General features: G+C 54.5%; 22 protein-coding genes, 1 tRNA gene, 1 other RNA gene and 1 other annotated feature. Of the genes, 4 read left to right on the top strand and 20 right to left on the bottom strand.

All coding sequences use genetic code 11. From position 1 onward, the window contains the following. Together PHV74_06660 and PHV74_06655 are read left to right on the top strand one after the other, a co-directional pair. Positions 1-621: hypothetical protein (locus PHV74_06660; protein MDD5094041.1), on the top strand; the 621-nt coding region annotated here is incomplete at its 5' end. Beyond that, a complete protein-coding gene (locus PHV74_06655; protein MDD5094040.1) occupies positions 618-3,704 on the top strand; it encodes an AAA family ATPase in 3,087 nt (1,028 codons plus the stop codon). The genes PHV74_06660 and PHV74_06655, both read left to right, overlap by 4 nt. 143 nt (positions 3,705-3,847) lie before the next feature. On the opposite strand, the gene PHV74_06650 is transcribed toward PHV74_06655, so the two are convergent. The 19 genes from PHV74_06650 to PHV74_06560 form a co-directional block, all read right to left on the bottom strand. Then, positions 3,848-3,925 (bottom strand) — tRNA-Pro (locus PHV74_06650). Between the two features lie 162 nt (positions 3,926-4,087). After that, the gene (locus PHV74_06645) at positions 4,088-4,471 is read right to left on the bottom strand and encodes a molybdenum cofactor biosynthesis protein MoaE (protein MDD5094039.1); all 384 of its coding nucleotides are present in this window, start codon (positions 4,469-4,471) and stop codon (positions 4,088-4,090) included. 52 nt (positions 4,472-4,523) lie between these two features. Beyond that, on the bottom strand, positions 4,524-5,879 hold the full coding sequence (locus PHV74_06640; GenBank protein ID MDD5094038.1) for a TrpB-like pyridoxal phosphate-dependent enzyme: 1,356 nt from the start codon (positions 5,877-5,879) through the stop codon (positions 4,524-4,526). Positions 5,880-5,906: 27 nt separating this feature from the next. Then, positions 5,907-6,677: a tryptophan synthase subunit alpha gene (gene trpA, locus PHV74_06635; protein MDD5094037.1), complete on the bottom strand. Its 771-nt coding sequence runs from the start codon at positions 6,675-6,677 to the stop codon at positions 5,907-5,909. Next, positions 6,674-7,876, bottom strand: coding sequence for a tryptophan synthase subunit beta (gene trpB, locus PHV74_06630; protein ID MDD5094036.1), 1,203 nt, complete (start codon positions 7,874-7,876; stop codon positions 6,674-6,676). Before trpB ends, trpA begins: the two co-directional genes overlap by 4 nt. Next, positions 7,873-8,472 carry a transposase gene (locus PHV74_06625; GenBank protein MDD5094035.1) on the bottom strand — a complete coding sequence of 200 codons (600 nt, stop codon included), beginning with the start codon at positions 8,470-8,472 and terminating at the stop codon, positions 7,873-7,875. Before PHV74_06625 ends, trpB begins: the two co-directional genes overlap by 4 nt. Further along, positions 8,469-9,128, bottom strand: coding sequence for a phosphoribosylanthranilate isomerase (locus PHV74_06620; GenBank protein MDD5094034.1), 660 nt, complete (start codon positions 9,126-9,128; stop codon positions 8,469-8,471). The genes PHV74_06625 and PHV74_06620 overlap by 4 nt, the downstream gene beginning before the upstream one ends. Positions 9,129-9,160: 32 nt before the next feature. Next, positions 9,161-9,931, bottom strand: coding sequence for an indole-3-glycerol phosphate synthase TrpC (gene trpC / locus PHV74_06615; GenBank protein MDD5094033.1), 771 nt, complete (start codon positions 9,929-9,931; stop codon positions 9,161-9,163). Position 9,932: 1 nt separating this feature from the next. Then, complete coding sequence (gene trpD, locus PHV74_06610) at positions 9,933-10,949, bottom strand: anthranilate phosphoribosyltransferase (protein ID MDD5094032.1); 1,017 nt, start codon at positions 10,947-10,949, stop codon at positions 9,933-9,935. Positions 10,950-11,024: 75 nt separating this feature from the next. Continuing rightward, positions 11,025-11,585, bottom strand: a complete 561-nt coding sequence (locus PHV74_06605) for an aminodeoxychorismate/anthranilate synthase component II (protein MDD5094031.1) — start codon at positions 11,583-11,585, stop codon at positions 11,025-11,027. A gap of 49 nt (positions 11,586-11,634) precedes the next feature. Next, complete coding sequence (locus PHV74_06600; protein ID MDD5094030.1) at positions 11,635-11,925, bottom strand: GIY-YIG nuclease family protein; 291 nt, start codon at positions 11,923-11,925, stop codon at positions 11,635-11,637. 38 nt (positions 11,926-11,963) lie between these two features. Then, positions 11,964-13,460 carry an anthranilate synthase component I gene (gene trpE, locus PHV74_06595; protein MDD5094029.1) on the bottom strand — a complete coding sequence of 499 codons (1,497 nt, stop codon included), beginning with the start codon at positions 13,458-13,460 and terminating at the stop codon, positions 11,964-11,966. A 133-nt stretch (positions 13,461-13,593) separates the two neighbouring features. Next, positions 13,594-13,855 (bottom strand) — a binding site (T-box leader). A 72-nt stretch (positions 13,856-13,927) separates the two neighbouring features. Beyond that, the gene (locus PHV74_06590) at positions 13,928-16,726 is read right to left on the bottom strand and encodes a helicase C-terminal domain-containing protein (protein ID MDD5094028.1); all 2,799 of its coding nucleotides are present in this window, start codon (positions 16,724-16,726) and stop codon (positions 13,928-13,930) included. A 56-nt stretch (positions 16,727-16,782) separates the two neighbouring features. Continuing rightward, positions 16,783-17,640: a 4-(cytidine 5'-diphospho)-2-C-methyl-D-erythritol kinase gene (ispE, locus tag PHV74_06585; protein ID MDD5094027.1), complete on the bottom strand. Its 858-nt coding sequence runs from the start codon at positions 17,638-17,640 to the stop codon at positions 16,783-16,785. 76 nt (positions 17,641-17,716) lie between these two features. Further along, positions 17,717-18,601, bottom strand: a complete 885-nt coding sequence (gene rsmA, locus PHV74_06580) for a 16S rRNA (adenine(1518)-N(6)/adenine(1519)-N(6))-dimethyltransferase RsmA (protein MDD5094026.1) — start codon at positions 18,599-18,601, stop codon at positions 17,717-17,719. Positions 18,602-18,675: 74 nt separating this feature from the next. Next, positions 18,676-18,938: signal recognition particle sRNA large type (gene ffs / locus PHV74_06575), an RNA gene on the bottom strand. Between the two features lie 40 nt (positions 18,939-18,978). Next, on the bottom strand, positions 18,979-20,151 hold the full coding sequence (locus PHV74_06570; protein MDD5094025.1) for an acyl-CoA dehydrogenase family protein: 1,173 nt from the start codon (positions 20,149-20,151) through the stop codon (positions 18,979-18,981). Positions 20,152-20,191: 40 nt separating this feature from the next. Further along, positions 20,192-21,283 (bottom strand): 3-isopropylmalate dehydrogenase, encoded by a 1,092-nt coding sequence (gene leuB, locus PHV74_06565; GenBank protein MDD5094024.1) that lies wholly within the window; start codon positions 21,281-21,283, stop codon positions 20,192-20,194. Further along, on the bottom strand, positions 21,284-21,787 hold the full coding sequence (locus PHV74_06560) for a 3-isopropylmalate dehydratase small subunit (protein MDD5094023.1): 504 nt from the start codon (positions 21,785-21,787) through the stop codon (positions 21,284-21,286). A 105-nt stretch (positions 21,788-21,892) separates the two neighbouring features. On the opposite strand from PHV74_06560, the gene PHV74_06555 reads away from it, so the two are divergent. Beyond that, positions 21,893-22,552 carry a nitroreductase family protein gene (locus PHV74_06555; protein ID MDD5094022.1) on the top strand — a complete coding sequence of 220 codons (660 nt, stop codon included), beginning with the start codon at positions 21,893-21,895 and terminating at the stop codon, positions 22,550-22,552. Beyond that, the gene (gene tsaD / locus PHV74_06550) at positions 22,549-23,565 is read left to right on the top strand and encodes a tRNA (adenosine(37)-N6)-threonylcarbamoyltransferase complex transferase subunit TsaD (GenBank protein MDD5094021.1); all 1,017 of its coding nucleotides are present in this window, start codon (positions 22,549-22,551) and stop codon (positions 23,563-23,565) included. The genes PHV74_06555 and tsaD overlap by 4 nt, the downstream gene beginning before the upstream one ends. 30 nt (positions 23,566-23,595) lie before the next feature. Here the strand turns inward: tsaD and PHV74_06545 are convergent, their stop codons facing one another. Further along, the gene (locus tag PHV74_06545) at positions 23,596-24,915 is read right to left on the bottom strand and encodes a DUF2851 family protein (protein ID MDD5094020.1); all 1,320 of its coding nucleotides are present in this window, start codon (positions 24,913-24,915) and stop codon (positions 23,596-23,598) included. Between the last annotated feature and the right edge of the window lie 345 nt (positions 24,916-25,260).

Raw genomic sequence — 25,260 nt, 5'->3', positions numbered from 1 at the left:
AATCTACCAACTAAGGTGGCGACAAGCCCCCTTGCGGTAGAGCGAGCGTTGGAACTCTTGACAGGTCCGGGCGGTGATCCATCAGGATGGTTCTATCTGCAAGAGCTGTCCTGCATGAAGGTCGAACACGAAGAGTCAATTCGACGTGTAACGGTCCATCAGGAGAACGATATTACGCGACGTGGGGTGGTTTTTCGCAAGGATCGTCTGCAACGAGCTCAAGATGCTATGACTTTGCCGGGTCACGGGGTTCCATGGCCAGTCCCAGTTCAGGATATGGAAGGCGGTTTTCAGTTTGAGTGGAACAGCGCCAATCCGCACCGAAACGTAGTGTCAATGAGTACCGGGGCCTCGGCAACACTTGTGTTCCTCGGTGACCAATCGGACGATGCAATAGTCGAGTCGGTACACCAAAAGGTTCTGCAAACACTTATGTGCCAGGCGGCTGCAGAAATTGGCTCAGGTGCGGACCCAACGGATGCGGTAATTCGTGCTACAGATAGGTTCTGCGTAGTGTACCGGCGAGACCATATCCCCTGTGTTTGGAGCCCTGAAGGGATAGGTCGATTTGACAAGCCCTTGAAACATTCTGCGGTAGACATTGCAGGAGGTGAGGGATGATTGACGTAGCTGGGATTGAGAAGAAGCTTCGCACGAGATACGGCAATATCGAACGTGTTGGCGATGGCGTAGTTAGGGCAGTGGACAAGTACGCAGGTCGCGAGTACGCGATTCGCTACTTTGACCTGACCGACGACCTGTTCAGCAGGGCCGATGAACTGCGTAAATACCAGGAGAAAATCCTTTCCCACACCTATTACTCAGGCAATGCGTCGAAAGACCTTCGCTGGAATCACTACTTGTATTTTGTAACCAGCACAGCTGTGTCGAAGAACCAAGTTTTTGCTCGTACGAAGGCGAAGGTCGAGGCTGACCGCGAGTACGCTCGCAAAATGGTGATCCTGGAGGACAAGGTTGATTCCCTCCTGGCAGAATCACTACCGGCATACCAAGCGGTATCGCAAGCGATGCCTAGCGACCTGGCCACCATGTGGCAAGGTCGACTGGATGAGAAGGGATTAGCTTATGTTCTGGATGAGGATGTTTCAGTTCCAGAGGCCGCTCGCTCGATCGCGGCAGGGCAAGTGAAGAAAGCAGAGAGAATCACCGCGCCCTTGGCTCTCACAAAATCCGAAAAAGCTGCAGCTGGATACTTCCTGAGAGAATTGAGGATAACGGGATTTCGGTCGTATCCAAGGGAGAAAATCCACAGGTTTGGGAAAGTGAACCTGATTGTCGGGAGCAATGGCACAGGCAAGACGTCATTGCTGGAGGCCATCGAGTTTCTCTTTTGCGGCCAAACTCGTAGGCCTGGTAACCTGCCGCCGAATACGTCGATTTCAGCTGACTTCGTGGACAGCAGGGAAAAGCTTGTAACATCGATGGAGACCCTGCCACGACAGTTGCGTGCACGGCACTCCCATTGGTACGCAAAAACGGAGCTCAAAACTCTCACTCTTGCTGAGAGTTTCGGGAAGTTCAACTTTCTCGACACGGATGCGGCAGTTCGTCTGACCGTTGAAGATAGTGAAGAGCGGATCGGCCCTGAGGTGATGCGCCTGCTCCTAGGTTCGGGAGCAGAAAGGCTACAGGATCGACTGCGGCGTGTTAGGGACAAACTCGAGCACTTCGCCGAGGATCGCGAGCGCAATCTGTCCACTGATAAGCAATTGTTATTAGACTCCCTCCAGCGCCTTGATGTTGCGCGCAGAGCACCGCGAATGACCGACACATTGTTCGCGGACTTGTGTACAGCCCTAAAGCGGCTGGATTGGCGGGTGATGCCTGCCACAAAACAGGAAGCTGCGATGATAAGCGAGAGCCTACAGGTTGCCCTCACGGCAACACAGATACTGGTTCGCTCCGGAATCGACGTGCTGACGATCAACGAAGGAGCGCTTTTGGATCGGCATAAGGCAATCATGGAGGCTATCCAATCAGCAACTAAAGTCAACAACCAGTGGAAGGACGCCTCACTGAGTTTAGCCCAAACCACCCGCGATCAGGCAAGTCTTCATTCCCAGCTCTTGGCCTTGGATGCTCTGCTTCCGTATGCTAAAGCTGACTATTGGAAGAATGCAGTTGAGATGAGGGAACTGCGTCAACGAGTTGACGCCCTATCCGCGCGCATGTCTATATTTGGGGATGACGATATTGGGTTGGAACTGAGCGATGGTCTTGGGCTGCCAATCGGGACTGAGTTAGCTACAGCAGATACGTTGCTTGCGGACCAGAACAAGCGCCTCGCAGATGCACGATTTGCCCTCAAAGCCATGGAGAATACTCACGCGACCGTGACCGTTCTGCATCAGCGGCTTGTCAAGGCGGCCCAAGAGTTGCTTAGTATCGTTCCCAATCCCGACCTTTGTCCCATATGTCATACTGAGTTTGAGTCTGGACAGTTGCAGAATCGCATGCTGTCTGGTGTTATCGAGGATTCCGAGTCTCGACTTGCAGAACTCCAGAGCGAGGTACTTTCGGCTGAACAAGAACTGGCACGTCGGCAAAAACGATCCACTGCCCTAGGTCGGCTTGTGGCCTTCATCAGGAACGAGCATGAGATGTCAGTGAGTGAGGCGATGGAGGCAGTCATACAGGCACAGAGGATTCTGACGCTGGAGCGGACTCGACTTGCCGAGATGGAGAGACATTTACAGAGACTTGCGGCAAGTGGCTTGCGAGAGGAGGACCTGCCCATACATTTGACAATTGTGGGCCTCGACCATCTCGTGGAGGAGTCGGAGCTTCTGAGGAGGAAGGCTATCGTGACCGATCAACTCCGTCGGGTGTTGGAGGCTGAGGAATTGGCCAAGAACACTCTCCAGTCCGCTAACGAATTCTGTGAGCATCTCGCGACGAGCTTCGCAGTCGATATCGACGTTACGCCAGAAGAGCTCGCGAAACAGTTACGCATGCAGGCCTCTGATCTGGATGGGATCATCAAAGCGAAAGGTGATCTCACAGCTTTGCTAGACTTGAAGGACAAGACGCTTGAGGCGCTCACAGTTCAACTCGAACATGCTCAATCGCATTTGCAGAATCTGACAACGGCACTCGCGAAGGAGACGGCCGAAGTCGGTGCCGCTGCAATCGAGGAGAAGAAGATCGAGATGTTGGGGGATCAGATCAAGAAGACAGGTGAAGAGAGGGAGCGTTTGCACGAGGCCATTAGACTCCTCGATGAACTGATTGGGCAGAGTACCAGTGGCGGACTAGTGTCAACCATACTCTCTGAGAATGCGTCCGCCATAAGCCAGATATTTGATGCGATTCACGCACCGAATGAGTTTGAAGTCAAGACCGAACAAGGGAAACTCGTCATTCGTCGTCGAGAAACGGAGAAGGATGTGATTCTTACCGGAATGAGCTCCGGCCAGCGCGCCGCGTATGCATTATCTCTATTCCTTTCAATGAACGTTCGCCTAGTGAGTGGGCCGCGTGTGTTGCTATTTGACGATCCGATTGCTCATGTGGATGACATGAACGTTCTGTCCGTTCTTGACCATCTGCGTGACATAGCCATCCAGGGATCAAGGCAGATTTTCTTCGCAACCGCAGACACCAAATTGGCCGGCCTGTTCAGGCAGAAGTTCCGATTCCTCGGGGAAGCGGATTTCTGCGAGATATCACTCAACCGAGAGTAGTTTTGGTTGCTGGACTGTACGGGACGTGTGGCATGACCCGTACACGTGGTGCTGGTCATATCATTCAACCCCGGCTTCCTGCCGTATGATTCAGATTCATGTGGCCATGCCAGAGGACCTGTGATCGAGATGGGGAAAATAAATGGTCGGGGAGAGAGGATTCGAACCTCCGACCTTTGCGTCCCGAACGCAACGCGCTAACCAGGCTGCGCTACTCCCCGAAAAAAGGTGGGTTGACAATAAAATTAGTGCTGTATTATCAATCTCAGTGTCCCGAACGTGGCGCGCTAAACCAGACTGCGCTACTCCCCGATGGGGATAGGTTTCAAACGACCTTAATTCTAGCAGAAAATCCGACGGGATTAAAGCGAACCTCAGGTGAACTAATCCAGCAAATCCTCTCTTTTCCAGACTTCGTGCAGCTCTTTGATCCGGTCGATAGTCCAGGCGCAGGCATCCAACGCCGGACCGCGGTGCCCCGAGCTTATCGCAATCAGCAAAATGCTATCGCCGACCGCAAAAGAGCCGGTGCGGTGTACGATGGCGATCTCTCTGATTTCAAACTTACGGAGAGCTTCGGACTCCACTTTCTGGAGGCTCCTGGACATGACAGCGTCCTTCACCTCAAAGGAAAGCCCCTTGCTTTGCTTTCCCTCCAGATAGCTGCGAACCGTACCTAAATATGAAATCACCGCTCCGGCATCCGGATGCCGGAGCGAATTGACCACTTCGCCGACGGGTATCTCTTCTCTGGTTACTCTGATCATTTTCCTCATCCGGTCAGGGGCGACCGGTCGGTCGCCCCTGCTGAAATTATGTCTATTCTTTCACCTTGGGCAGCTCTTTGAGCGCCTTGTCTATCAACTCCTTGGGATACTCATAGTTTTGCAGCTTGCCGGAGAGATATTGCTCATAGGCGCTCAGATCGAAGTGCCCGTGTCCGCTGAGAAGCATCACTATGTTCTTCTTCTTTCCCTCCTGCTTACACTTGAGCGCCTCATCGATGACCACCCGGATAGCATGTGCCGGTTCCGGCGCTGGCACAATTCCCTCTGAATGAGCAAACTGAATCGCTGCCTGGAAAGTGGGAATCTGATTGACGGCACGAGCCTCAATGAACCCCAGCTTGTGAAGGTGCGAAACAATTGGAGCCATGCCATGATAGCGCAAGCCGCCGGCGTGCACCGGCGCAGGCATGAAGGCATGCCCCAAAGTATCCATCATGGCAATCGGCGCCATTCCGGCCACATCCCCATAATCCCAGGCATAGAGACCTTTGGTCATGCTTGGGCAGGCGGTAGGTTCAACGCAGATCACCTGAAGGTTCTTCTTCGCTCCAGAGATCTTATCCTTCATGTAGGGCAAGAATAATCCGGCGAAGTTTGAGCCGCCACCGACACAGCCCACGAGCATATCGGGATAGACGCCGACCTTCTCCAGTTGCTTCTGAGATTCCAGTCCCAGCAGCGTCTGGTGAAGCAGGACGTGATTGACCACGCTCCCCAGAGTATAGTGCGTATCATCGCGGCTGAAAGCGTCCTCGCACGCTTCGCTGATGGCAATGCCAAGGCTTCCATCGGAATTCGGGTTTTCCTCCAGAATCTTGCGACCGATGGCGGTATCCGGGCTTGGGCTCGGCACGACCTTGGCCCCGAAAGTTTCCATCAGGATTCGGCGATAGGGCTTCTGGAAATAGCTGACCTTGACCATATAGACCTTGCACTCAAGCCCGAAGAACTGGCAGGCCATGGAAAGGGCGCTTCCCCACTGACCAGCGCCGGTCTCTGTAGAAAGGCGTTTGATTCCTTCCTTCTTGTTATAATAGGCCTGAGCCACGGCGGTATTCAGTTTGTGACTTCCGGCCGGGCTGACGCCTTCGTATTTGTAATAGATGTGAGCCGGAGTATCCAGCGCCTTCTCCAGCCGGAATGCGCGATACATCGGCGTGGGTCTCCACATTTTGTAGATTTCCTGAACCTCATCCGGTATTTCTATCCAGCGTTCCGTGCTGAACTCCTGCTCATCCATCGCCCTGGCAAACAGAGGCGGGGGCAGCCGGGTAATTTCAGTAGTCGCCGGGTGTCGCAGGGGCGGCAACGGCTTCGGCAGATCAGCCTGGATATTGTACCACGAGGTAGGCATTTCCTTTTCAGTCAAAAGAATCTTGGTATCCATCTTTCCTCCTTAGTCGATTGATCGGACTTAGATAACTGCTCTCAAGCTGGCAATAAAGGATTTCAGTTTCGTCAGCGATTCGTCCTCCTTTATCAACTGTATTACCCGGCTTCCTACGATAATCCCATCAGCCACTTCAGCCACGCGCTTTGCCTGTTCGGGAGTGGAAATCCCAAAACCCACACAGAGCGGCTGACGAGCTTTTTGTCTTACCTTGTTTACAAAGTTCTCCAGTTCTACCGGCAGATCGCTTCTGGCTCCGGTGACTCCGGTGATCGATACCAGATAAATGAATCCGCCGGATCGTTTAGCCACCAGATCGATACGCTGGTCGTCACTGGTCGGGGCCAGGAGATAAATCAAATCGATCCCCTGCTTTCGAGCCAAACCCTCCAGCTCTGACGCCTCTTCTGGAGGCAGGTCGGGAATGATCAACCCATCGATCCCCACCTTGGCGCATTCGCCGCAGAAGCGCTCCAAGCCATAGTGAAATACCGGATTATAGTATCCCATAAAAACCAGCGGGATGTCGACACTCTCCCTCAGTTTGCGGGCAACCTCCAGACAAATCTCCGGCGTAACCCCCTGCTGGAGAGCCTCAAAGCTGGACTGCTGGATGGTGGGACCATCGGCGAGGGGATCGGAGAAGGGAATGCCCAGCTCGATGATGTCGGCTCCGCACTCGGCCAGCGCCGACACAATTTTCAGCGTTGCCTCGACATTCGGATAACCTACCGTTACGTAAGGTATCAGCGCTTTGCGATTCTTATCCTTGAATACTCGTTCGATTCTGCTCATAATCCTATCCCCATTGCCCCGGCGACGATACCTAGGTCCTTATCGCCTCGGCCGGAAACGCACACCACAATAATTTTGTCCTTCGGCAGCCCCTTTGCCATCTGGGCCGCATGATAGATGGCGTGAGAAGATTCCAGCGCCGGGATGATGCCCTCCACTTCGCAGAGCATTTTGAAACCCTCCAGTGCCTGATCGTCGGTAACGGAAACGTATTTGGCCCGGCCAGCGTCCTTCAGGTAGCTGTGCTCCGGCCCGACTCCGGGGTAATCCAGACCCGCCGAGATGCTGTGGGTTGGATTCACCTGCCCGTGTTCATCCTGCAGGAGATAGGATTTAGCCCCGTGGAGAACGCCCGGGCTCCCGGCTCCCAGAGTTACTGAATGAAGGCCTGTCTCGATGCCTTTTCCTGCCGCCTCAACTCCTATCAGTTGAACGGTTTTGTCCTCGATGAAGGGATGAAAGATTCCCATGGAATTGCTGCCGCCGCCGACGCAGGCCACGATGTAATCAGGAAGGCGCTTATGCTGTGCCAGCATCTGCTCCTTGGTCTCCTTTCCGATGACCGATTGAAAGTCACGCACCATCATGGGATAAGGATGAGGCCCGACTACCGAGCCGATCAGATAGTGGGTAGTTTGCACATTGGTTACCCAATCGCGGATGGCCTCATTGATGGCGTCTTTCAGCGTGCGGGTGCCGGAATCCACCGGACGCACTTCCGCGCCTAGAAGCTTCATACGAAAAACATTCATCGACTGGCGGTGGACGTCCTCCGATCCCATGTAGACAATGCACTCAAGCCCCAGTAGAGCACAGACTGTCGCTGTGGCCACGCCGTGCTGTCCGGCTCCAGTCTCGGCGATGATGCGCTTCTTCCCCATTCGCTGGCAAAGAAGACCCTGGCCCAGCGTATTGTTGATCTTGTGAGCACCGGTGTGAGCCAAGTCCTCCCGCTTGAGCAGAATTTGCGCTCCGCCCATCTTTTCGGAAAGCCGCCGAGCATGGTAGAGCGGAGTGGAACGACCGGCATAATAGTGGCAGAGATCATCGAACTCCTTCCAGAAGTTGGCGTCTGCCGAGGCCTGGGCATATGCCTGCTCCAGTTCCGCCAGCGCGGGCATCAGCGTCTCCGGCACAAATTTCCCGCCCCAGGGACCGAAGTGCCCGTGAACATCAGGTAGTCTTGGTTTGGTTTTCATATCGATTGCGCCTCTTGTAAGATTCTGGGATTGTTCTCGTCATGATCCCAGTTCAAAGGATTGGTTTGGATGTATTCCCGGATTTGGTTCAGATCGTCTTCGTTCCGGATGATGTGTTCGTAATAGTTGCGTTGCCACAACCGTTGGTGAAAAGGTGCCCATCCATTTTGCGCCACACCGACCGTGTATTCTTTTGTCGTAATAGATTTGAATGTGCCGATGATTTCCGATAATGTAGGGGCAGGTCTTGTGCCTGCCCGAACGGTCACGTCGTCGGCCGAAATGGCAGGTTTTATGCCTGCCATTTGCTGGGCACCCACAAAAAGTGCCCCTACGATTACGATGCCATGCACATGATTGGGCATAACTACAAATTCATCTAATGCCACGGCAGGGTAACGAACCGTTAAATCATCCCACACTCTGATAACCATTTCCCCAGCTTGGCTCAAATGCATCTCCCCGTCTAATACGTCTCCCAACAGACACTCTCGATTCTGAATACAAATCGTCACGAAATACGCTCCGGCTTGCGAATAATCATAATCCTTCAACCGGATGGATCGGCGATGGTGTTTATCGGGATCGTATTTCATTGGCATTCCGACGTAGGGGCGCTGCTCGCCGCGCCCCAATGAGAGGGCAAGGCAAGCCCTGCCCCTACAGATTGGATGAACGCCTTCATCTTTTGATGGTCTTTCTTTCCCGGCTTCGATTCTACCCCGCTGGAAACGTCTACCGCATAAGGATGGGCCACTTCTATGGCTTGCGCGATATTCTCGGGGGTCAGTCCACCGGCGAGGATAATCCTTCCTTGTGTCGCCATCTCCCTGGCAATCGGCAATAGCTGCTCCGGCCGGGTATCCGACCCCTTTTCCTTATCGATCATAAATGCTGCCACACGATAGCGTTTCAATTCCTCTCGTTGCGGCAGACTCTCAGGAGTAAAAACTTTGATGACTCTGGGGAAAAGCGCCTCACAGAAATCGGAGGGTTCACTTCCGTGCAACTGGGCTATATCCAGATTGCAAAGCGACATGACTTCCTTCACTTCCGAAAGCACGCTATCCACAAACACACCCACCTTTGTCACGAACGGCGGCAGTTGGTCGGTGATGGCCCTGACCTGTTCCGGAGTCACCTGACGGGGACTTGGCGCAAACACAAATCCCAGCGCATCGGCTCCGAATTCAACCGCTGCCATCGCATCCTCGATATTGGTGATCCCGCAAATCTTGATTCTTACTCTCACACAGAACTCCGATTGGGCTCTAGTCAACCCTCTCAGCCTATCAATTCTCTGATCTTTGCCGCCGGGTCGGCGCTCGTGACCAGCGCCTCCCCGACCAGAATAGCGTTTACTCCGGCATCTTCCAGCATTCTGACGTCGTCCCTGATGTGGATGCCGCTTTCGCTTACCAGCAAGACATCTTTGGGCACGAAGGGTCGCAGAGCAAGTGTTGTCTGGAGGGTGACGCTGAAGTCGAACAGATTCCGGTTGTTGATCCCGATGACCTCTGGATTCAGTTTCAAAACACGCTCCAGCTCCGCTCTGTCATGCACCTCTACCAGCGCCTTCATTTCCAGCGAATGAACAATCTCCAGCAAACCTCTCATCTCTTCTGATGAAAGAATTGCAGCAATCAACAGAACTATATCAGCGCCTCCGGCGCGCGCTTCAAAAACCTGGTACGGGTCGATGATAAAATCCTTGCGCAGGATCGGAATATCCACTGCCGACCGTACCGCTTCCAGATCAGCCATGCTGCCCTTGAAGTATTCCGTTTCCGTCAGCACCGAGATAGCCGCCGCACCGCCTTTTTCATAACTCCGGGCCAGTGTAGGCGCATTCAGATTCAAGGCTAATGGCCCTTTGGAAGGGGAAGCCCGTTTCACCTCGGCAATCAGCTTAATGCCAGACCCGCCAATCGCTCCGGCAAAATCACGCGGAGGCTCTACTGCGCAGGCAATAGCCTCAAGATCAGCCAGAGGCATCCGCGCCTTGCGCTCCGGCAACGACTTCTTCGTGGCAGCAACGATCTTATCCAAAATCATCTCAGGCAAACCCCTGACTCATTTTTGCCAGATCGCCGATCTTGGCTAGCGCTTTACCGCTGTCGATCGATTGAGCCGCTACAGCCAACCCTTCCTTAAAATCCCTGGCCTTGCCACCGGCTACCAGCACAGCGGCAGCATTCAGCAAGACAATATCCCGCTTTGGCCCTTTTTCTCCGCCGAGCACCGCCTTCACTATTTTCACATTCTCCTCTACCATTCCTCCCAGCAACGCCTTTGGATTCGCCCTTGGGATTCCCAGTTCCTGCGGGTCAAGCTTGAAGGTTTTAACGGTTCCGTCGCAAAGCTCCGAAACGCGATTGGTGCCGGTGGTGGAAAGCTCGTCGAGTCCTCCATGTCCGTGCACCACAAAGGCTCTCTCCGATTTCAGGGCGCGCAGCACATCGGCCAGCACCTCGGTCAGATCGGCGCTGTAGACGCCAATGAGTTGCCGCTTGGCCCGGGCCGGATTGGCCAGCGGCCCCAGCACATTGAAGACAGTTCTGAGTCCGATCTCCCGGCGCACCGGCGTGGCATATTTCATCGCCGGATGGAAGGCAGGCGCAAAGCAGAATCCGATTCCCACCTCATCGACACACCGAGCCACCTGCTCCGGCTTGAGATCGATCTTGACGCCGAGGGCCTCCATCAGGTCGGCGCTGCCGCACTTACTGGAGACCGAGCGGTTACCATGTTTAGCCACGCCCAATCCCGCACCGGCAGCCACGAAGGCCACAGTGGTGGAGATATTGAAGGTGCCGCTGTCATCCCCACCAGTGCCGCAGGTATCCACCACATCCGTCCTCTGCGGATTCACCTGCAAGGCATGCTTTTGCATGATGCGGGCGCAGCCCGCGATCTCTTCGGCGGTCTCGCCCTTGATGCGAAGCGCGGTGATGAACGCCGCGATCTGGGCAGGCGTAGCCTGGCCGCTCATGATCTCCGTCATGACGGCTTCCGCCTCAGTCATGGTCAGGTTTTGTTTTTCAACCACTTTTAAGATGGCTTCTTTGATCATTGATTGCCTCCGCAAGGGCAGACCCACGAGTCTGCCCAATATCGGGCAGGTATAAAACCTGCCCCTACATTTTTGTCATCCCTCCGCAAAATTCCTCAGCAGCTTCCTCCCCTCAAAGGTTAAAATCGATTCCGGATGGAACTGCACTCCCTCCAACGGATACTCCTTATGCCGGATTCCCATGATCTCGCCCTCCGCTGTGCGGGCGGATATCTCAAATTCGGCAGGCAGCGGCTCCTCCACAATCAGCGAGTGATAGCGCGTGGCCTCGAAGGGGTTGGAGAGTCCGGCAAAAATTCCCTTTCCGTCATGTTGAACCATCGATGTCTTGCCGTGCATCAGCCGTTTGGCCCGCACCACTTTTCCGCCGAACGAATAGGCAATGCACTGGTTTCCCAGGCACACACCAAGGATGGGCATCTGCTGATAAAAGGCCTTGATGATGTCGTTGGAGATTCGGCCAGCCTCTGGCCTCCCCGGCCCCGGCGAGATCACGATCCGGTCAGGTTTAAGCTCCCTGACCTTTTCCACGGTGATCTTGTCATTCCGATGCACCACCAGTTCCTGGCCCATTTCGCCCAGCAATTGCACCAAATTATAAGTGAATGAGTCGTAGTTATCAATTACCAGAATCATTTGATCAACCCCCTTGATCGTTTGTCATTCTCGCGCAAGCGGGAATCCATCATCCGCTCAGATTGGAGTAAAGGTCTATCCATTCAGGATTAGTCTTTTCGATCAGCTCGATCTTCCAACGCCGATTCCATTTCTTCAATTGCTTTTCTCTCTCTATTGCAGATCTAATGTCCTCGCAAGGTTCGTAATACACCAATGAATGGATACTATATTTCTTTGTGAAGCCTTCCACGAGGTCTCCCTTATGTTCATAGATTCGTCGGTGTAAGTCATTTGTGACCCCAATATACAGGGTTCCATTTTTCTTGCTTGCCAGGATATAGACAAAATAGTTGGCCATTTACTTCCTGGATTCCCGCTTTCGCGGGAATGACAGTCTTAACCATCCCCTTCCGCTATCGTTATCGCCCTTTCCAGCGCCTTCATCTTGTTCATCGACTCCTGATACTCGGTGGCCGGATCGGAGTCAGCCACGATCCCGGCGCCAGCCTGCAAATAGACCGTGTCATCTTTCATTACAATGGTTCGTATTGTGATGCAGGTGTCCATGTTTCCGGCAAAATCGAAATATCCCACCGCTCCGGCATAAGGGCCGCGTTTGGTCTTCTCCAGCTCGGCGATGATCTCCATGGCCCGAATCTTTGGTGCTCCGGAGACGGTGCCCGCCGGGAAGGAAGCACGCAGCAGAGAGAAAGCATCCTCACTGGGATTGAGCTTTCCTTCCACCTGCGACACGATATGGCTAACATGGGAATATTTCTCAATCACCATCAGTTCGGGAACCGTCACTGTGCCGTACTGGCAGACACGCCCCAGATCGTTACGGGCCAAGTCCACCAGCATCACATGTTCGGCGCGCTCCTTGGGATCGGCCAGGAGTTCGGCGATAAGCGCCTGATCTTCCTCCTCGCTAGCCCCTCTGGGTCGAGTTCCGGCAATTGGACGCGATATGGCGCGATCCCCCAATGCTTTGACCAGAACCTCCGGACTCGATCCGATCAACTGAAACCCGCCGAAATTGAAGTAGAACATGTAAGGAGACGGATTGAGCATCCGTAGCGCCCGATAGATATCGAAAGGCTGGGCAGAAGTCTGGCGGCGCAGCCTCTGGGACACGACGATCTGGATGACATCTCCGGCGGCGATGTACTCTTTGGAAGCCTTCACCATCTCCATAAATCCTTCCCGACTGAAATTGGACGCCATCTCCTTTCCGCCGGATGAGGCTGCATCGGTGGCAATATACGCCTGCGTTTGCGGCGGCAAGGGTCCGGTAAGACTAGCGACGATGTTCTCTATTTTGGATATGGCTTCATCGTAGGCCGCATCGGCGTTGTCATCGATATAGGCATTGGCGATGATCTTGAGCTTGCGCTGGACGTGATCGAAGGCGAGCATGGTATCAGTGAAGAGGAAAAGTGAATCAGGCAAGCCCAGTTCGTCCTGAGAGCACCGGGGCAACTCTTCGAAGAAGTTGACGATATCATACGCCAGATATCCGACGGCCCCGCCGCAGAAGGGAGGGAGCCCCGGTATTTTGACCGCCTGCCGTCTTCCCAATATCTCCTGGATCAGATGCAGCGGGTCACGGCTTTTGAGGTCTATTTTTTGATCTTTTGCACCGTTGCGGATGATCGCCTGGTTGCCCCTGCTCTCCAGAACCATGGAGTGCCCCAAGCCCATGAAGGAATACCGCCCCAGGTTCTCCCCCTGCTCGACGCTCTCCAGCAGAAAGGTCGGGGGCTCTTGCCCCAGCTTCAGGAAAACGGAAACCGGCGTGTCCATATCGGCGGCCAGTTCCCGGCAAACCGGGATCAGCCCGCCTTTTTTGGCCTTTTGCCTGAAAAACTCTCGATCCGGAATGTATCTGATCATTTTCAACCCCCTGGCCCCCAATCTTGGGGGAATTATAGGAGAATTGGGGGACACCCCCAAACCCCCGGCAGGGAAGTATCCCTGCACCCTCAGCAAACTCTACAGTTTATAAAAACAAAAAACCCCCGACCCCAGAAGGGGCGGAGGTTTATCCGCGGTGCCACCCTTGTTCGGCTAATGCTTATCCCATCAGCCATCTCTTTCAGGTACGGCCATCTCTGGCGATACCCTGGGCTCTGATCACGGTGCCCTTTCCGTCAAAGCCTACTCTCACTTAAGATTTCGGTTTGCAGCTCCCAGGTCCATTCCCCCTCTGCTTTAGCGCCGGGCTCTCACCTGCCCCGACTCTCTGTAGCTGGCTCACGAAGGGTACTCCTCCTGTTCACAGCCTTTCAAACGCTATTCGATTGTGGGGTTAATATAGCAGGGATTCGATGGTTTGTCAAATTGAGCCAGTGCTCAGTTTGCTACTCCCTTTTGAGCCACCTCTGCGCCGCATCCGGCAAGTCTCGCACCAGTCCCTTCTCCACTCGACACGGCGGCAAGGACTTCAGAAAGACATGGCTGTAGTTCCTGACACTTAATCGACTATCGAGAACGGCCATCACTCCCCGATCCGTTTTCGATCGGATAAGCCGGCCGAATCCCTGTTTGAACTTGAACGCGGTCTTGGGCAAAGAGTACTCGCTGAAAGGATCATCGAAAGTATCCGACCGGGCGGCAAAGACGGGATCGGTCGGAACCGAAAACGGCAAGCGCACAATGACCAGGACACTGAGGGCATCCCCCACCACATCCACTCCCTCCCAGAAGCTGGCCGCCCCCAGAAGTACCGTTCTCGGATTGTTACGTAAGGAAGCAAGTAGCTTCTTGGGCGGGCCATCCACTCCCTGCGCCAGGACAAGGATGTCATCCTGTTCCAGTGAACTTCGAATGGCCGTCTGTATCCCTCGCAAGGCGGAATGGCTGGTGAACAGAACCAGACAGCGCCCCTCGGTAGCGCGACAGAGCGATATCAGTGCTTGAGCCACAGACTTCTGATAGCCTGTTTTTCCCGGCTCAGGGATATCCGAGGCCAGATAGATCAGGGCCGCACTCTGATAATCGAAAGAGGTTCCGAGGAGAAGCTCTCGTGCGCCTTCCAGGCCCAGACGGCTCTTGATATAGCTGAAGTTGCCCTCGGTGGTTAAAGTAGCGCCGGTGAGAACCAGCGTGTCTTTTCGGGAGTAGAACGACTTCTGCAGGATCGATCCCACATGGAGCGGGGCAGAGTGCAGGCCGATGCTATTGTTCTTTCGGTTCAAGGTAAGCCAGTGAATGCTGTTCTCATCCGGATGAAAAACCAGCGAATCGATCTGTTCCCGTAATTCCTCATTGGAGTTCAGCAGCGAGACCATCTCGAAGCCTAAGGCCTCTGAAACAGGCAGGGCTTCCGTAGCGGTGTGCAATCTGGAGAGGGATTTGGTCACATCCTCCAATGTCAGCGTCAGATTCTCACAACTGATCTCGATATCCGACCACGCCGGCTGGGCACGCATCGCCCCGGTGATCCTCAGGCGAAGATCATACTCCCCCTGTCCCTCACCATAGTTTTGCAGCACATCTCCAATCGCGTTGAAAAATTCGGATAGCCGGGCACGAATCTTCGCCACCCCCAGACTCAACGAATGCATCAGTTGTTCGAGATCGGCCTTCTTTGATCCGTCGAGATCACTGGCGCGAACCCAGTATGCCAGTTGCGGCAGAAACCCGGCTTGCTGGCCATCCACTTCGCGGGAGATTTGATCCAGGTGATCGACGATACCCTCCTCCCGAATTTCAACGCCCATTTGATCGGTGGCCACATCCTCAAAATGATGGGCCTCATCGATGATCAGATGGGCATATTCCGGGAGTATCTGGGCATCGGCGGCCACCTCCGAGAGAAGCAGGGCGTGGTTGGTCACGATCAGATGCGCGTTTCCGGCCACATTCCGGGCGCGATGAAGAAAGCAAAGCCCCCGCTGATAATAAGGGCATTTCCTTCCCAGACAATCATAGCTCTGGGCGCAAACTCGAGGCCAGAACCGGAGTTCCCAGCTATCCAGATTCAGTTCCGAGCGATCGCCCGTCTGGGTTGAAGGAAGCCAGAGCTGAATGCGAGCCAGAAGTTGAACCACCTCCGGTCCGATTTCCCTGGTTCGCCGCACGGTTTCCCACCGCCGCAAGCAGAGGTAGTTGTTTCGCCCTTTGATTGTTGCCACCTTCAGGTCCGATAAATCCGACTGGATAGCGTCAACTAGATCGGGAATATCCTTGTGCACCAACTGCTCCTGAAGGTTGATAGTGTTGGTGGAAACAACCACTGGAATATTGTTCTTGCAGGCAAACATCGCTGCGGGGAGCAGATAGGCCATCGACTTGCCCGTACCCGTGCCGGCCTCAACAATCAGGTGCTGGCTGAAGTTGAGCGCCTCAGCCACGGCTCGCATCATTTCCTTCTGCTCCGGGCGCTGTTCATAGCCGGGGAACACCTGCGCCAGCGGTCCATCGATATCAAACAAACGCGTCAGATACTCGATATCCAGCAACGTTTTTTCTGAATTGGGCTTCAGAGGTCGAGCCTCCCTGGATGCAGTTGATCCGAACGCCACCTGCTCAAAAGCCGCTGCACCGAGCAGGGGATTGACGTTCCGCGCCTGTGCCATCTCGCCCAGAAATTCACCAAGCCACCAATCCGTCTTCGCTGTCAGGCGAACCAGTTCCCCCAATACAACGGGGTCCATTCCGTTGATTTTCCCCAACAGCAGAACGAAGACCTCTTTGGCCACTCTGGCGTCAGGCAAAGCGCGGTGCGCCGAAGGATGGGGAATCCCCAGATGATAAGCCACCGCGGATAAGCTGCGCTCCCCGAGATCAGGCAAAAGCAGTTTGGCCAGATCGTAGGTATCATAAGAAGGGCCGGGTAAGTTGACGCCATTGCGCCTCAGAAAGTTGAGGTCGAAGGAAATATTGTGTCCCACCGGAGAACAGCCCTCCAGAAAGGAGACCAGCTTTCCGACCACTTCTGAGAAAGAAGGGGCGGCATCGATTTGCTCCTGAGAGATATCGCAGAGCCTGGTGATGGTGTAGGGAATCGGCCGACGGGGATTCACCAGCGTCTCAAAGACATCGATCTCACGACCGTCGCTATTGAACTTGACTGCGCCGATTTCGATGATCTCATCGCTCTCGGGAGCAAGCCCGGTCGTCTCCAGGTCCAGAGCAACGTAAATCCGTTCCGCCATTTCTAAAGTGAACCTGTCCCTTCCGTAGAAGTGCCGATGCGCCCATCAAAGACGGCCTAAACGGTGTGAACCAAATAGGCTTCTTGCGCTCTGTTCCTCAGCCGATGGGTCAACGCTTCTCCGCTGGCCTCATCGGGAACCAATGCAAACAGCGCGGGACCCGCTCCAGCAAGATGAACGCTACTCGCTCCAGCCTGCAGGAACTCTTTACGATATTCGCCAAGTGGCCCGAAGAAATCGAAGGCCACCTTCTCGAAGGTATTATATAGCATATCGGAACGCAGGACTCGGCCTTGGTCTAGTTCGCTAACGAGCCTCCGCGTCCGGGCTCCGTCGCTAAAATGGGATCGATTCAACCTGGCGTACATTTTGGCGGTTTTCCCGGGAACAGGTTCGATGGCTGGCATCAGCAATACCAACCATATACGGGGTGGGGAAGGCAGGGGTGTAATGTCCTCGCCGCGACCTTTAGCCAGAGCCGTCCCACCGTAGATGAAGAACGGTGTGTCCGATCCGATCCGGGATGCCAGCCGACTCAGCGCTTCCGGTCTCAATTTCAATCCCCAGAGATCATTCAGCCCATTGATTACAGTTGCCGGAATGCTAGAACTTGATCCAAGCCCGGCTGCTCGAGGCACTCCCAGTTTTCGAATCGTGATCCTTGCTCCTTGGAGACAACCGGTCTCTTGCCGCAATAAATTGGCTGCATTCAAAACGGCATCCTCAAGTAGCTCCTCCTTTTCCACCTTGGAAGCATAGCAGCCAAACTCGATCTCTGACGCCTGCTCGAATGAAAGCTCATCGGCGAGGCTGATCGTCTGCATGACGCTGGCGATCTCGTGATAGCCATCATCCCTCTTACCGATGACCTCAAGGGTCAGATTCACTTTGGCTGGGGCGGAAAGAATTAGCATAATAATCTTGATCCTCTCCCTTGATGGGAGAGGGAAAGCCTACCCCAGACTTGATCCGGGGGTAAGGGTGTTTTTTCTAGCTCCCTCCCGCCAACGAAGGGAGAACGACATGGCACAAGCTGGCCCACTCCTCCAGAGTCAGGGTCTCGGCCCGCCGCTGGAAGGAGATTCCGGCCTGGCTAAGGAATTCCTCAGAGGCGGCGGGCACAATGCCCAGCCCCTGAGCCAGGGAGTTGCGAAGCTGCTTGCGCGGAGCGCTGAAACCAGCCTTTACCACCCGGAAGAACCCTTCGATATCCGCCTCCACGGCCGGATGCTCATAGACATCAATGCGAACGATGGCCGAATCCACTTTGGGAGCCGGATAAAAACTTTCTGCCGGAACATAACAGACGATATCCGCCTTGCCATAGAGCTGCACGCTAATGCCAAAGATGCTCAGCCGACCCGGCGCAGCCACCATGTTTTGAGCCACTTCCTTCTGGACCATTACCACCATTCGCCTGGGCTTCACCTCAGCCTCCAAGAAATGCCGAATCGTCGGTGCCGCGATATAGTACGGCAGATTCGCCACCACTTTGTATCCAGAATCAAGAGAAGCCGGTTCTCGTTCCAACAAGCCCTTGATATCCAGTTGGAGGACATCGGCATTCACGATGCTGACGCCGTGATGATGGGAAAATCGCTTGGTAAGCAGGACGGATATCCGCGGGTCGATCTCAATAGCGATCACTCGCTGCACCGATTTTGACAGTTCCTCGGTCAACACCCCCAACCCCGGCCCCACCTCCACCACCACATCCTCCGAAACCAGTTCCGCCGCTGAGATAGAGGCCTCGATGGCGGATCGGTCCACCAGGAAATTCTGGCCCAGCCCTTTCCGGGCATGGAGTCCATACTGCCTCAGCAATGTCTTTGTTCGGGCCAACAGGGAGGACGATTCGTCCGGTTGTCTATCCATCGGCGACTCTACACAACAAGAAAGGGCGTGTCAATGACACGCCCTCAGATACGGATGAAAACTAAATCAAGAGGTCGTGCACCCACTCTCGTTCCCGCTCCCTGGCTTACCTTCACCAGCCTGCTCAAGCCAAGCAACCCTGCGGCACCCAGAGTTGACTACTTACCGCTGCTTCCTTCCGGACCTGACGGGATTCATAGCTCTCTGCCGCGCAGGACCCAGCCATCAACGCCACTTAATGATGGCAGTCCCAGAAAACAAAGACCTCAAGTGGGAATTCAGTCCCGCTATAGCGGATTTCGGGTACAGGGCACCGCTAACTCCCCACCTAGCACGACCACCTAAATGCTACTGTTTGACAGCTCGCCTGTCAAGGACTATTTGCCGGTCAAACCCAATCCTCTCCCGGCTACGATACCTCGCAGGATTTCCGTGGTACCGCCCTGAAGCGTATACCCGGGGGAAAAGAGCAGCGACGCTGCTGCCATACCCCGCAACACCGCACGCTTGGAATCGGACATCAATTGACTCTGCGGCCCCAGAATCTCCATGGCTGCGCGGCACAATCGCTGCTGAAACTCAGCACAATAGGCTTTGGCCATCGCCGGTTCCACGTTGGGCACCCGATTCTTGCTCTGCATCCAGGCCACTTTGTAGATCATCAATCGGCCGACCTCAAATTCAACCTTGAGCTCCGCCAGCTTCTGCCTGATCAAAGGATCTTCGCTGAGCGGTTTTCCATTACGCTTGGTTTCCTTGACATAGTTGATCAACCCATCGAAAAGCGGATAGTTGCTCATCACACGCTCAATGCCGCTTCTCTCGAAATCGAGCTGGGGCGTGATTTGATACCATCCCATGTTCTTCTTGCCGATCATGTATTTCTTGTGCACACGGACGCTATCGAAGAACACCTCGTTGAAATGTCGATCACCAGTGATATCTTCAATGGTATTGACCGTTATTCCGGGCAGCTTCAGATCGATGATAAATTCGCTGATCCCTTTGTGCTTTGGAGCATCAGGATCAGTGCGAACCACCGCATACATATATTGAGCATAGTGAGCCCCGCTGGACCAGATCTTCTGCCCGTCGATCACGTAGTAGTCTCCATCCTCGCGCGCTTTTGTTTTGAGGGAGGCCAGATCGGACCCGGCCTCGGGCTCGCTCATGCCGATGGTAAAGGATGTCTCTCCTCTCAAAATTCCGGGCAGAAACTCCTGTCTCTGCTCGTCGCTTCCATAATGGATCAATGAAGGCCCTATCTGACGATCTGAAAACCAGTGGCCGCATGTCGGCGCCCCGTAACGCAGAAGCTCTTCGGTCAGAATCAGCCGGTCCAGGGTGCTCCTCTCCTGACCGCCGTACTCCTTGGGCCAGGTCATCCCGAGCCACTTCCGCTGGCCCAGTTTGCGGGAGAATTCCGGCGAATATTGCGTCATCCAGGCATCACAATGCGGCTTGAATGATCCGGCCTTGATTTCCGCATCCAGAAAGGCGCGAACCTCTTTCCTGAAGTTTTCTTGCTCCTCGGTAAATCTGAATTCCATGTCAAGTTCCTCCGATGTTTACTCGGTGTGCTATCCAGGGTTAAATCTTGGCTGCCACCAGCTCGCCCATCTCCTTCGTTCCCACTTTTTTCATTCCGTCAGTCATTATATCATAGGTTCGGTAGTCATCCTCCAAAACCCGGTCCACTGCTTTTTCGATTGCTACAGCCTCCTTGGGCAACCCAAGGGAGTAGCGCAACATCATGGCAACACTCAGGATGGTAGCAATGGGATTGGCAAGGTTTTGTCTGGCCCGGCGAGGAGCGCTGCCATGAATAGGCTCATACATGCCTAAAGCCCGAGAGGCCTCCCCTTTTGGTACGCCAGCCAGACTGGCCGAGGGCAGCATGCCCATTGACCCTGCCAGCATCGAGGCCTCATCGGTCAATATATCGCCAAAGGTGTTTTCGGTCACCAGAACGTCGAAATCGGTGGGGCGCTGAATGATCCGCATCGAGCAGGAATCCACAAGCTGATGTTCCAGCTGCACATCGGGGTACTCCACGGCAACTTCGGTGGCAATCTGACGCCAGAGTCGAGACGATTCCAGCACATTGGCCTTGTCCACCGAGATCAGCTTTTTGCGTCGCATCCGGGCGATTTCAAATCCCACCCTCACGATTCGATTGATCTCGTGCTCCGAATAAAGCATCGAGTCAACGGCCTTCCTGCCCCGGGAGGTTTCCCATCTCTTCTTGGGTTTGCCGAAATAGAGCCCGCCGGTAAGTTCCCGAACGAACACGAAGTCAACTCCCCTGATGACTTCAGGTTTCAAATTGGTCTGATCGGCCAGCATCGGAAGGACTTTCACCGGCCGGATATTGGCAAACAGCCCCATGCCCTTGCGCAATTGAAGGAGCCCGTCCTCCGGGCGAACCTTTCCCAGCGGATCGTCATACTTGGGGTCGCCCACCGCTCCAAGCAGAACGGCATCAGACTGCTTGCATATCTTAAGAGTCTCTGCCGCCAGCGGCACTCCATGCTTATCGATGGCCGCCCCGCCAATGACGTCGTAGCGCAAATCGAACTGGTGACCGAATTTCTTGCCGACGGCTTGCAACACCTCAACAGCTGCCGAAACCACTTCCGGCCCTACCCCGTCACCAGGCAAAACCACAATACCAAACCGCATCTATTTCCTCCTGCCTCCGATCTTCCTTTTAGTGTGTTCGATGAGCCCTCCCGCCAATATCAGCTCCAGCATGAAGTCCGGGAAAGGCTCGGCTTTGAAATGCGATCCCCGGGTTACATTCCAGATATCTCCGGTGGCCAGTTCCACCTCCAGGATATCGCCGGATTCACAGTTCTCCACGGCTGCAGCGCATTCAAGGATCGGCAAACCGATGTTGATGGCATTGCGATAGAATATCCGGGCAAAACTCTTGGCGATCACACAACTTACGCCTGAGGCTTTTATCGCCAGCGGGGCGTGCTCTCTCGATGAGCCGCTGCCGAAGTTGGTGGTTGCCACGATGATATCGCCCGGCTGAACCCGGCTGACAAACTCAATATCGATATCTTCCATGCAGTGCATGGCCAGTTCTTTCGGATCGGAGACGTTCAGATAGCGCGCCGGAATGACGGCATCGGTATCGACATTGGCCCCATATTTGTGCACTTTACCTCGCAGCTTCAACCTGGAACCCCCTCATCGCCTGTTTCTGAGGCATTATCCGACAGCATGCGATGATTAGTGTAATACATCATGCGGAACAAATCAATTCGCTGAAAAGCTGATATAATGCAAAAGTGGAAGAAACGCCTTCTGGAATTCGGCAATCGTCAAAACACGCGTGAGGATGTGAACATGGATTTCTTCGAAGTCATCAAGAAAAGGCGAAGCATTCGGCGCTTTACCGCAGATCCCGTACAGGCGGATGATCTTCGGATCATGCTGGAAGCAGCGAGGCTGGCTCCCAGTCCTTATAACCAGCAACCCTGGCGTTTCATCGTTATTCGAGATAAGGAGTTGAAAACAAAGCTCAAGGATGTGGTTCTGGCTATTGTCGATTCCCAAGCGGAAGTGTCCGATCATGGCGGAAGAGGGCTGGCATCCTATGACCGGAGATTCAACGCCACCAATGTCTTTGATGCCCCCATCGTGGTAGTAGCGCTGACTCATCCCTGGCCAAGCGTGGATGTCACAGAACAGCCGAATTTCAATGCCGGACTGCAAGCCACAGCCGCAGCCATAGCGCATCTTCATCTGGCGGCCGCTGCTCTAGGATATGGAGGGTGCTGGGCCACCCTCCCTCTGCTGTTGGCCCAGGCAGAGATCGAGGCAGTGCTGGAAGTTAAAAAGCCATGGTTCACAGCCGCTGTCGTCTCCATCGGGGTTCCTGTCAGGATGCCGCCGGAGATACCAAGAAAACCCATCGAGGAGTTGGTCACTTACCGATGAAACTCTTGGGTATTGAAACTTCCTGCGATGAAACTGCTGTGGCGGTGGTCGAGGATGGCGTCAGGATTCTCTCCAATGTTATCGCCTCCCAAGTGGAAATTCACGCCCGATACGGAGGCATCGTCCCTGAAGTAGCATCGCGCCAACACCTGCTGGCTGCCATTCCGATTACGGAGAAGGCGCTGGCAGAAGCACAACTGGAACTCAAGGATATCACGGCAATTGCAGTCACCAACGGACCCGGACTTGCCGGATCGCTTCTGGCCGGGGTCAATCTGGCCAAGGCGCTGGCGCTGGCTAGCGATCTCCCCCTCATCGGAGTCAACCACCTCGAAGGCCATATCTACGCCAACTGGCTTCAGAACAAAGAGGCAAGAACACCTGAGTTTCCATTGCTCTGCCTGATCGTCTCCGGCGGACACACCGACCTGATCCTGATGCATGATCATGGCAAGTACCAGCAACTGGGCCAGACTCGCGATGATGCCGCCGGTGAGGCATTCGACAAGGTGGCCAGGCTGCTTGGACTGGGCTATCCGGGCGGACCGATCATCGAGCGGACGGCAAAGGGAGTCGATACCCCCCGCCGCTTGCCGCGAGCGTGGCTCAAGGATAGCGATGACTTCAGTTTCAGTGGACTCAAAACAGCGACACTCCACATGGCACGTGACCTTGGAATTACCGGGGAAGCAATCTCTCCTGCATCCGAGCATTTGGTCGGGGAGATCGCGGCCGGATTTCAGGAATCGGTGGTCGATGTGCTGGTCACCAAAACCATCGAGGCCGCCAAGAGAAACGGCGTGAGGCAGATACTCCTTGCCGGAGGGGTAGCGGCCAACTCCAGGCTTCGTCAGGCTATGATTGAGCGCTCCTCGACGCCAGTCCTCATTCCCAGCCCGATCCTCTGCACCGATAACGCCGCCATGATTGCAGCCTGCGGCTATTTCAAATTCCTGGAGGGGAAATCCTCCGGCTGGGACATGGACGTCCGGCCGAATTTAAGGCTGGTCTAACCACCCCGAGAGTACCGAAGGGATATCCGATCAGCAGCAATCAGGTATCTCACAAGCCTCGCACCGCTGTTCCTGGCAGAACGTCTTGTAGAGATGGATCATCCCCTGCTGCCTCTGCGCCGAGTTGATATTCCTGGATTTCGCGTTATCCCAAAACAGATTGCTGAGATATCGGGTGATCTGGTTTTCACCAATACGGGGATAAGCTCGATAAATCGCCAGAATATGCTGACTGAGCTTTGGCTGTGATCCGATTTCCGCCCACGCAAAAGAAAAGGGCAATACTGCATTCACTACGATCTCTCGCGCTCGCTCGTGCCCGATGAAAGCAGGAACCACAAAGCCATCCTCAATCGATTTTGCTTCCCTTCCAGGCTTTGCCCTGCCCACGAGGTCGATCACGCTATTGAACAAGCCTTTCTCCAGATGACGATCGACCAGACATCCGGCTGCCAGAAGGCGCTGGGTGGGAAAATTATTGGGATGCATCCGGGAGAAGTGCCAGTCAGCGTAGCTCATGCTAGGCGCTGTGTTCAGGGAACGCCAAGCCTCATCGAGTTCTGGCAGAGTCGCCAGTTTGCCAAGCCCGGATTTTGCCTGACACTGTGAAGGCAGCAAGCCAGAGGCTCCCAGAAGCAGCGCCTGTAATCTGACCAAACGGTTTTCCGGCTCCGGCTCCAGCGCGATGCTTTCCAGAACCCGCACCGGCAAACGGCGCGCCAATTCCTGGAAAGGCTTCTTGTTCTTGGTGTATCCCAACGCCCCCATGATGCCCCAGTATACTACCTGCGCTGGCTCCTCAAGAATCAGTTCCACCTCAAATGCAGCCGACTTGAAGTAGAAACGCTCTAATCCAAACCGGTCCAGAATCTCACCGAGTTTATCCGGCTCGCATCGATCGCCCACGCCCCGGCAGGGCAAAGGCGGGGCAGGATGGGCTTGGGCTCTAAGCGAAAGCTCATCCATCGAGCCATTCAGGTAGTCACGCAAAGACAGAGTTGGAATGAGCTTGCCACTCTGAAGCTGCGTCGCCTTTTTGGCGTCGTCCCAGAGAACTACGTGCAAAATCACCTGGTTGAAATGGGGATCGAGATGATGGCCGTGCGCTCGCCAATCGCTCGACTTCACATGCAGCTCAATATCCCCGGTGATAATCTCGTCATCGAAAAGGATTGCTGCGCCCAGAAAATCGGGCCCACTGTCATGGTTCTCCATGCCCGGCGAGCGTACTCTTACCATCCGGCCATCGCTGGTAGGAAGCGGGCCTTTCCGCACCCACTGCCCTTTCCATATCTGAGCCAGGAAGCTTTCAGCGACCTTCGGTCTGTCCGCTCGATTTGTATTTGCCATATCCACTACTTGGCATCATACACCCTCAAAGCCTACAACTCAAGCCCGATACGTGTTGAGTCAGATCGATTTTCAGAGAAATTCGATCTGATGGAGGCTACCTGCACAACGTCATGCTAGCCCAACTTCCGCAGTTTGACCTTGAAAAAGGTTTTTGACGAATTTTCTCAGAGTCAGCAAGAGGGAGAACGTAATGGTTGGTGAAGCTGAGTATTCTGGAAAGTGGGTATGCACTTTACTCAACCATATACCATATGTTGTGGATGGCCTCCTACGATCATTTGACGCGGCACGGGGGCACAAGCTATTGCCTGCTCCATCAGGCGGTAGAAGAGTAAACCTCGT

The sequence above is a fragment of the Dehalococcoidia bacterium genome (assembly GCA_028711995.1).
In the GTDB taxonomy this organism is placed as follows: Bacteria; Chloroflexota; Dehalococcoidia; order SZUA-161; family SpSt-899; genus JAQTRE01.
The sequence above is the reverse complement of the archived record's forward strand: the minus strand, read 5'-3'. Positions and strand labels throughout refer to the sequence as shown.

What these genes read in the sequence shown, in the direction of transcription:
- PHV74_06655 (MDD5094040.1), top strand. Translation starts at nt 618, where the DNA reads ATGATTGACGTAGCTGGGATTGAGAAGAAGCTTCGCACGAGATACGGC.
- PHV74_06645 (MDD5094039.1), bottom strand. Translation starts at nt 4,471, where the DNA reads ATGATCAGAGTAACCAGAGAAGAGATACCCGTCGGCGAAGTGGTCAAT.
- PHV74_06640 (MDD5094038.1), bottom strand. Translation starts at nt 5,879, where the DNA reads ATGGATACCAAGATTCTTTTGACTGAAAAGGAAATGCCTACCTCGTGG.
- trpA (MDD5094037.1), bottom strand. Translation starts at nt 6,677, where the DNA reads ATGAGCAGAATCGAACGAGTATTCAAGGATAAGAATCGCAAAGCGCTG.
- trpB (MDD5094036.1), bottom strand. Translation starts at nt 7,876, where the DNA reads ATGAAAACCAAACCAAGACTACCTGATGTTCACGGGCACTTCGGTCCC.
- PHV74_06625 (MDD5094035.1), bottom strand. Translation starts at nt 8,472, where the DNA reads ATGAAATACGATCCCGATAAACACCATCGCCGATCCATCCGGTTGAAG.
- trpC (MDD5094033.1), bottom strand. Translation starts at nt 9,931, where the DNA reads ATGATTTTGGATAAGATCGTTGCTGCCACGAAGAAGTCGTTGCCGGAG.
- trpD (MDD5094032.1), bottom strand. Translation starts at nt 10,949, where the DNA reads ATGATCAAAGAAGCCATCTTAAAAGTGGTTGAAAAACAAAACCTGACC.
- PHV74_06605 (MDD5094031.1), bottom strand. Translation starts at nt 11,585, where the DNA reads ATGATTCTGGTAATTGATAACTACGACTCATTCACTTATAATTTGGTG.
- PHV74_06600 (MDD5094030.1), bottom strand. Translation starts at nt 11,925, where the DNA reads ATGGCCAACTATTTTGTCTATATCCTGGCAAGCAAGAAAAATGGAACC.
- trpE (MDD5094029.1), bottom strand. Translation starts at nt 13,460, where the DNA reads ATGATCAGATACATTCCGGATCGAGAGTTTTTCAGGCAAAAGGCCAAA.
- PHV74_06590 (MDD5094028.1), bottom strand. Translation starts at nt 16,726, where the DNA reads ATGGCGGAACGGATTTACGTTGCTCTGGACCTGGAGACGACCGGGCTT.
- ispE (MDD5094027.1), bottom strand. Translation starts at nt 17,640, where the DNA reads ATGCTAATTCTTTCCGCCCCAGCCAAAGTGAATCTGACCCTTGAGGTC.
- rsmA (MDD5094026.1), bottom strand. Translation starts at nt 18,601, where the DNA reads ATGGATAGACAACCGGACGAATCGTCCTCCCTGTTGGCCCGAACAAAG.
- PHV74_06570 (MDD5094025.1), bottom strand. Translation starts at nt 20,151, where the DNA reads ATGGAATTCAGATTTACCGAGGAGCAAGAAAACTTCAGGAAAGAGGTT.
- leuB (MDD5094024.1), bottom strand. Translation starts at nt 21,283, where the DNA reads ATGCGGTTTGGTATTGTGGTTTTGCCTGGTGACGGGGTAGGGCCGGAA.
- PHV74_06555 (MDD5094022.1), top strand. Translation starts at nt 21,893, where the DNA reads ATGCAAAAGTGGAAGAAACGCCTTCTGGAATTCGGCAATCGTCAAAAC.
- tsaD (MDD5094021.1), top strand. Translation starts at nt 22,549, where the DNA reads ATGAAACTCTTGGGTATTGAAACTTCCTGCGATGAAACTGCTGTGGCG.
- PHV74_06545 (MDD5094020.1), bottom strand. Translation starts at nt 24,915, where the DNA reads ATGGCAAATACAAATCGAGCGGACAGACCGAAGGTCGCTGAAAGCTTC.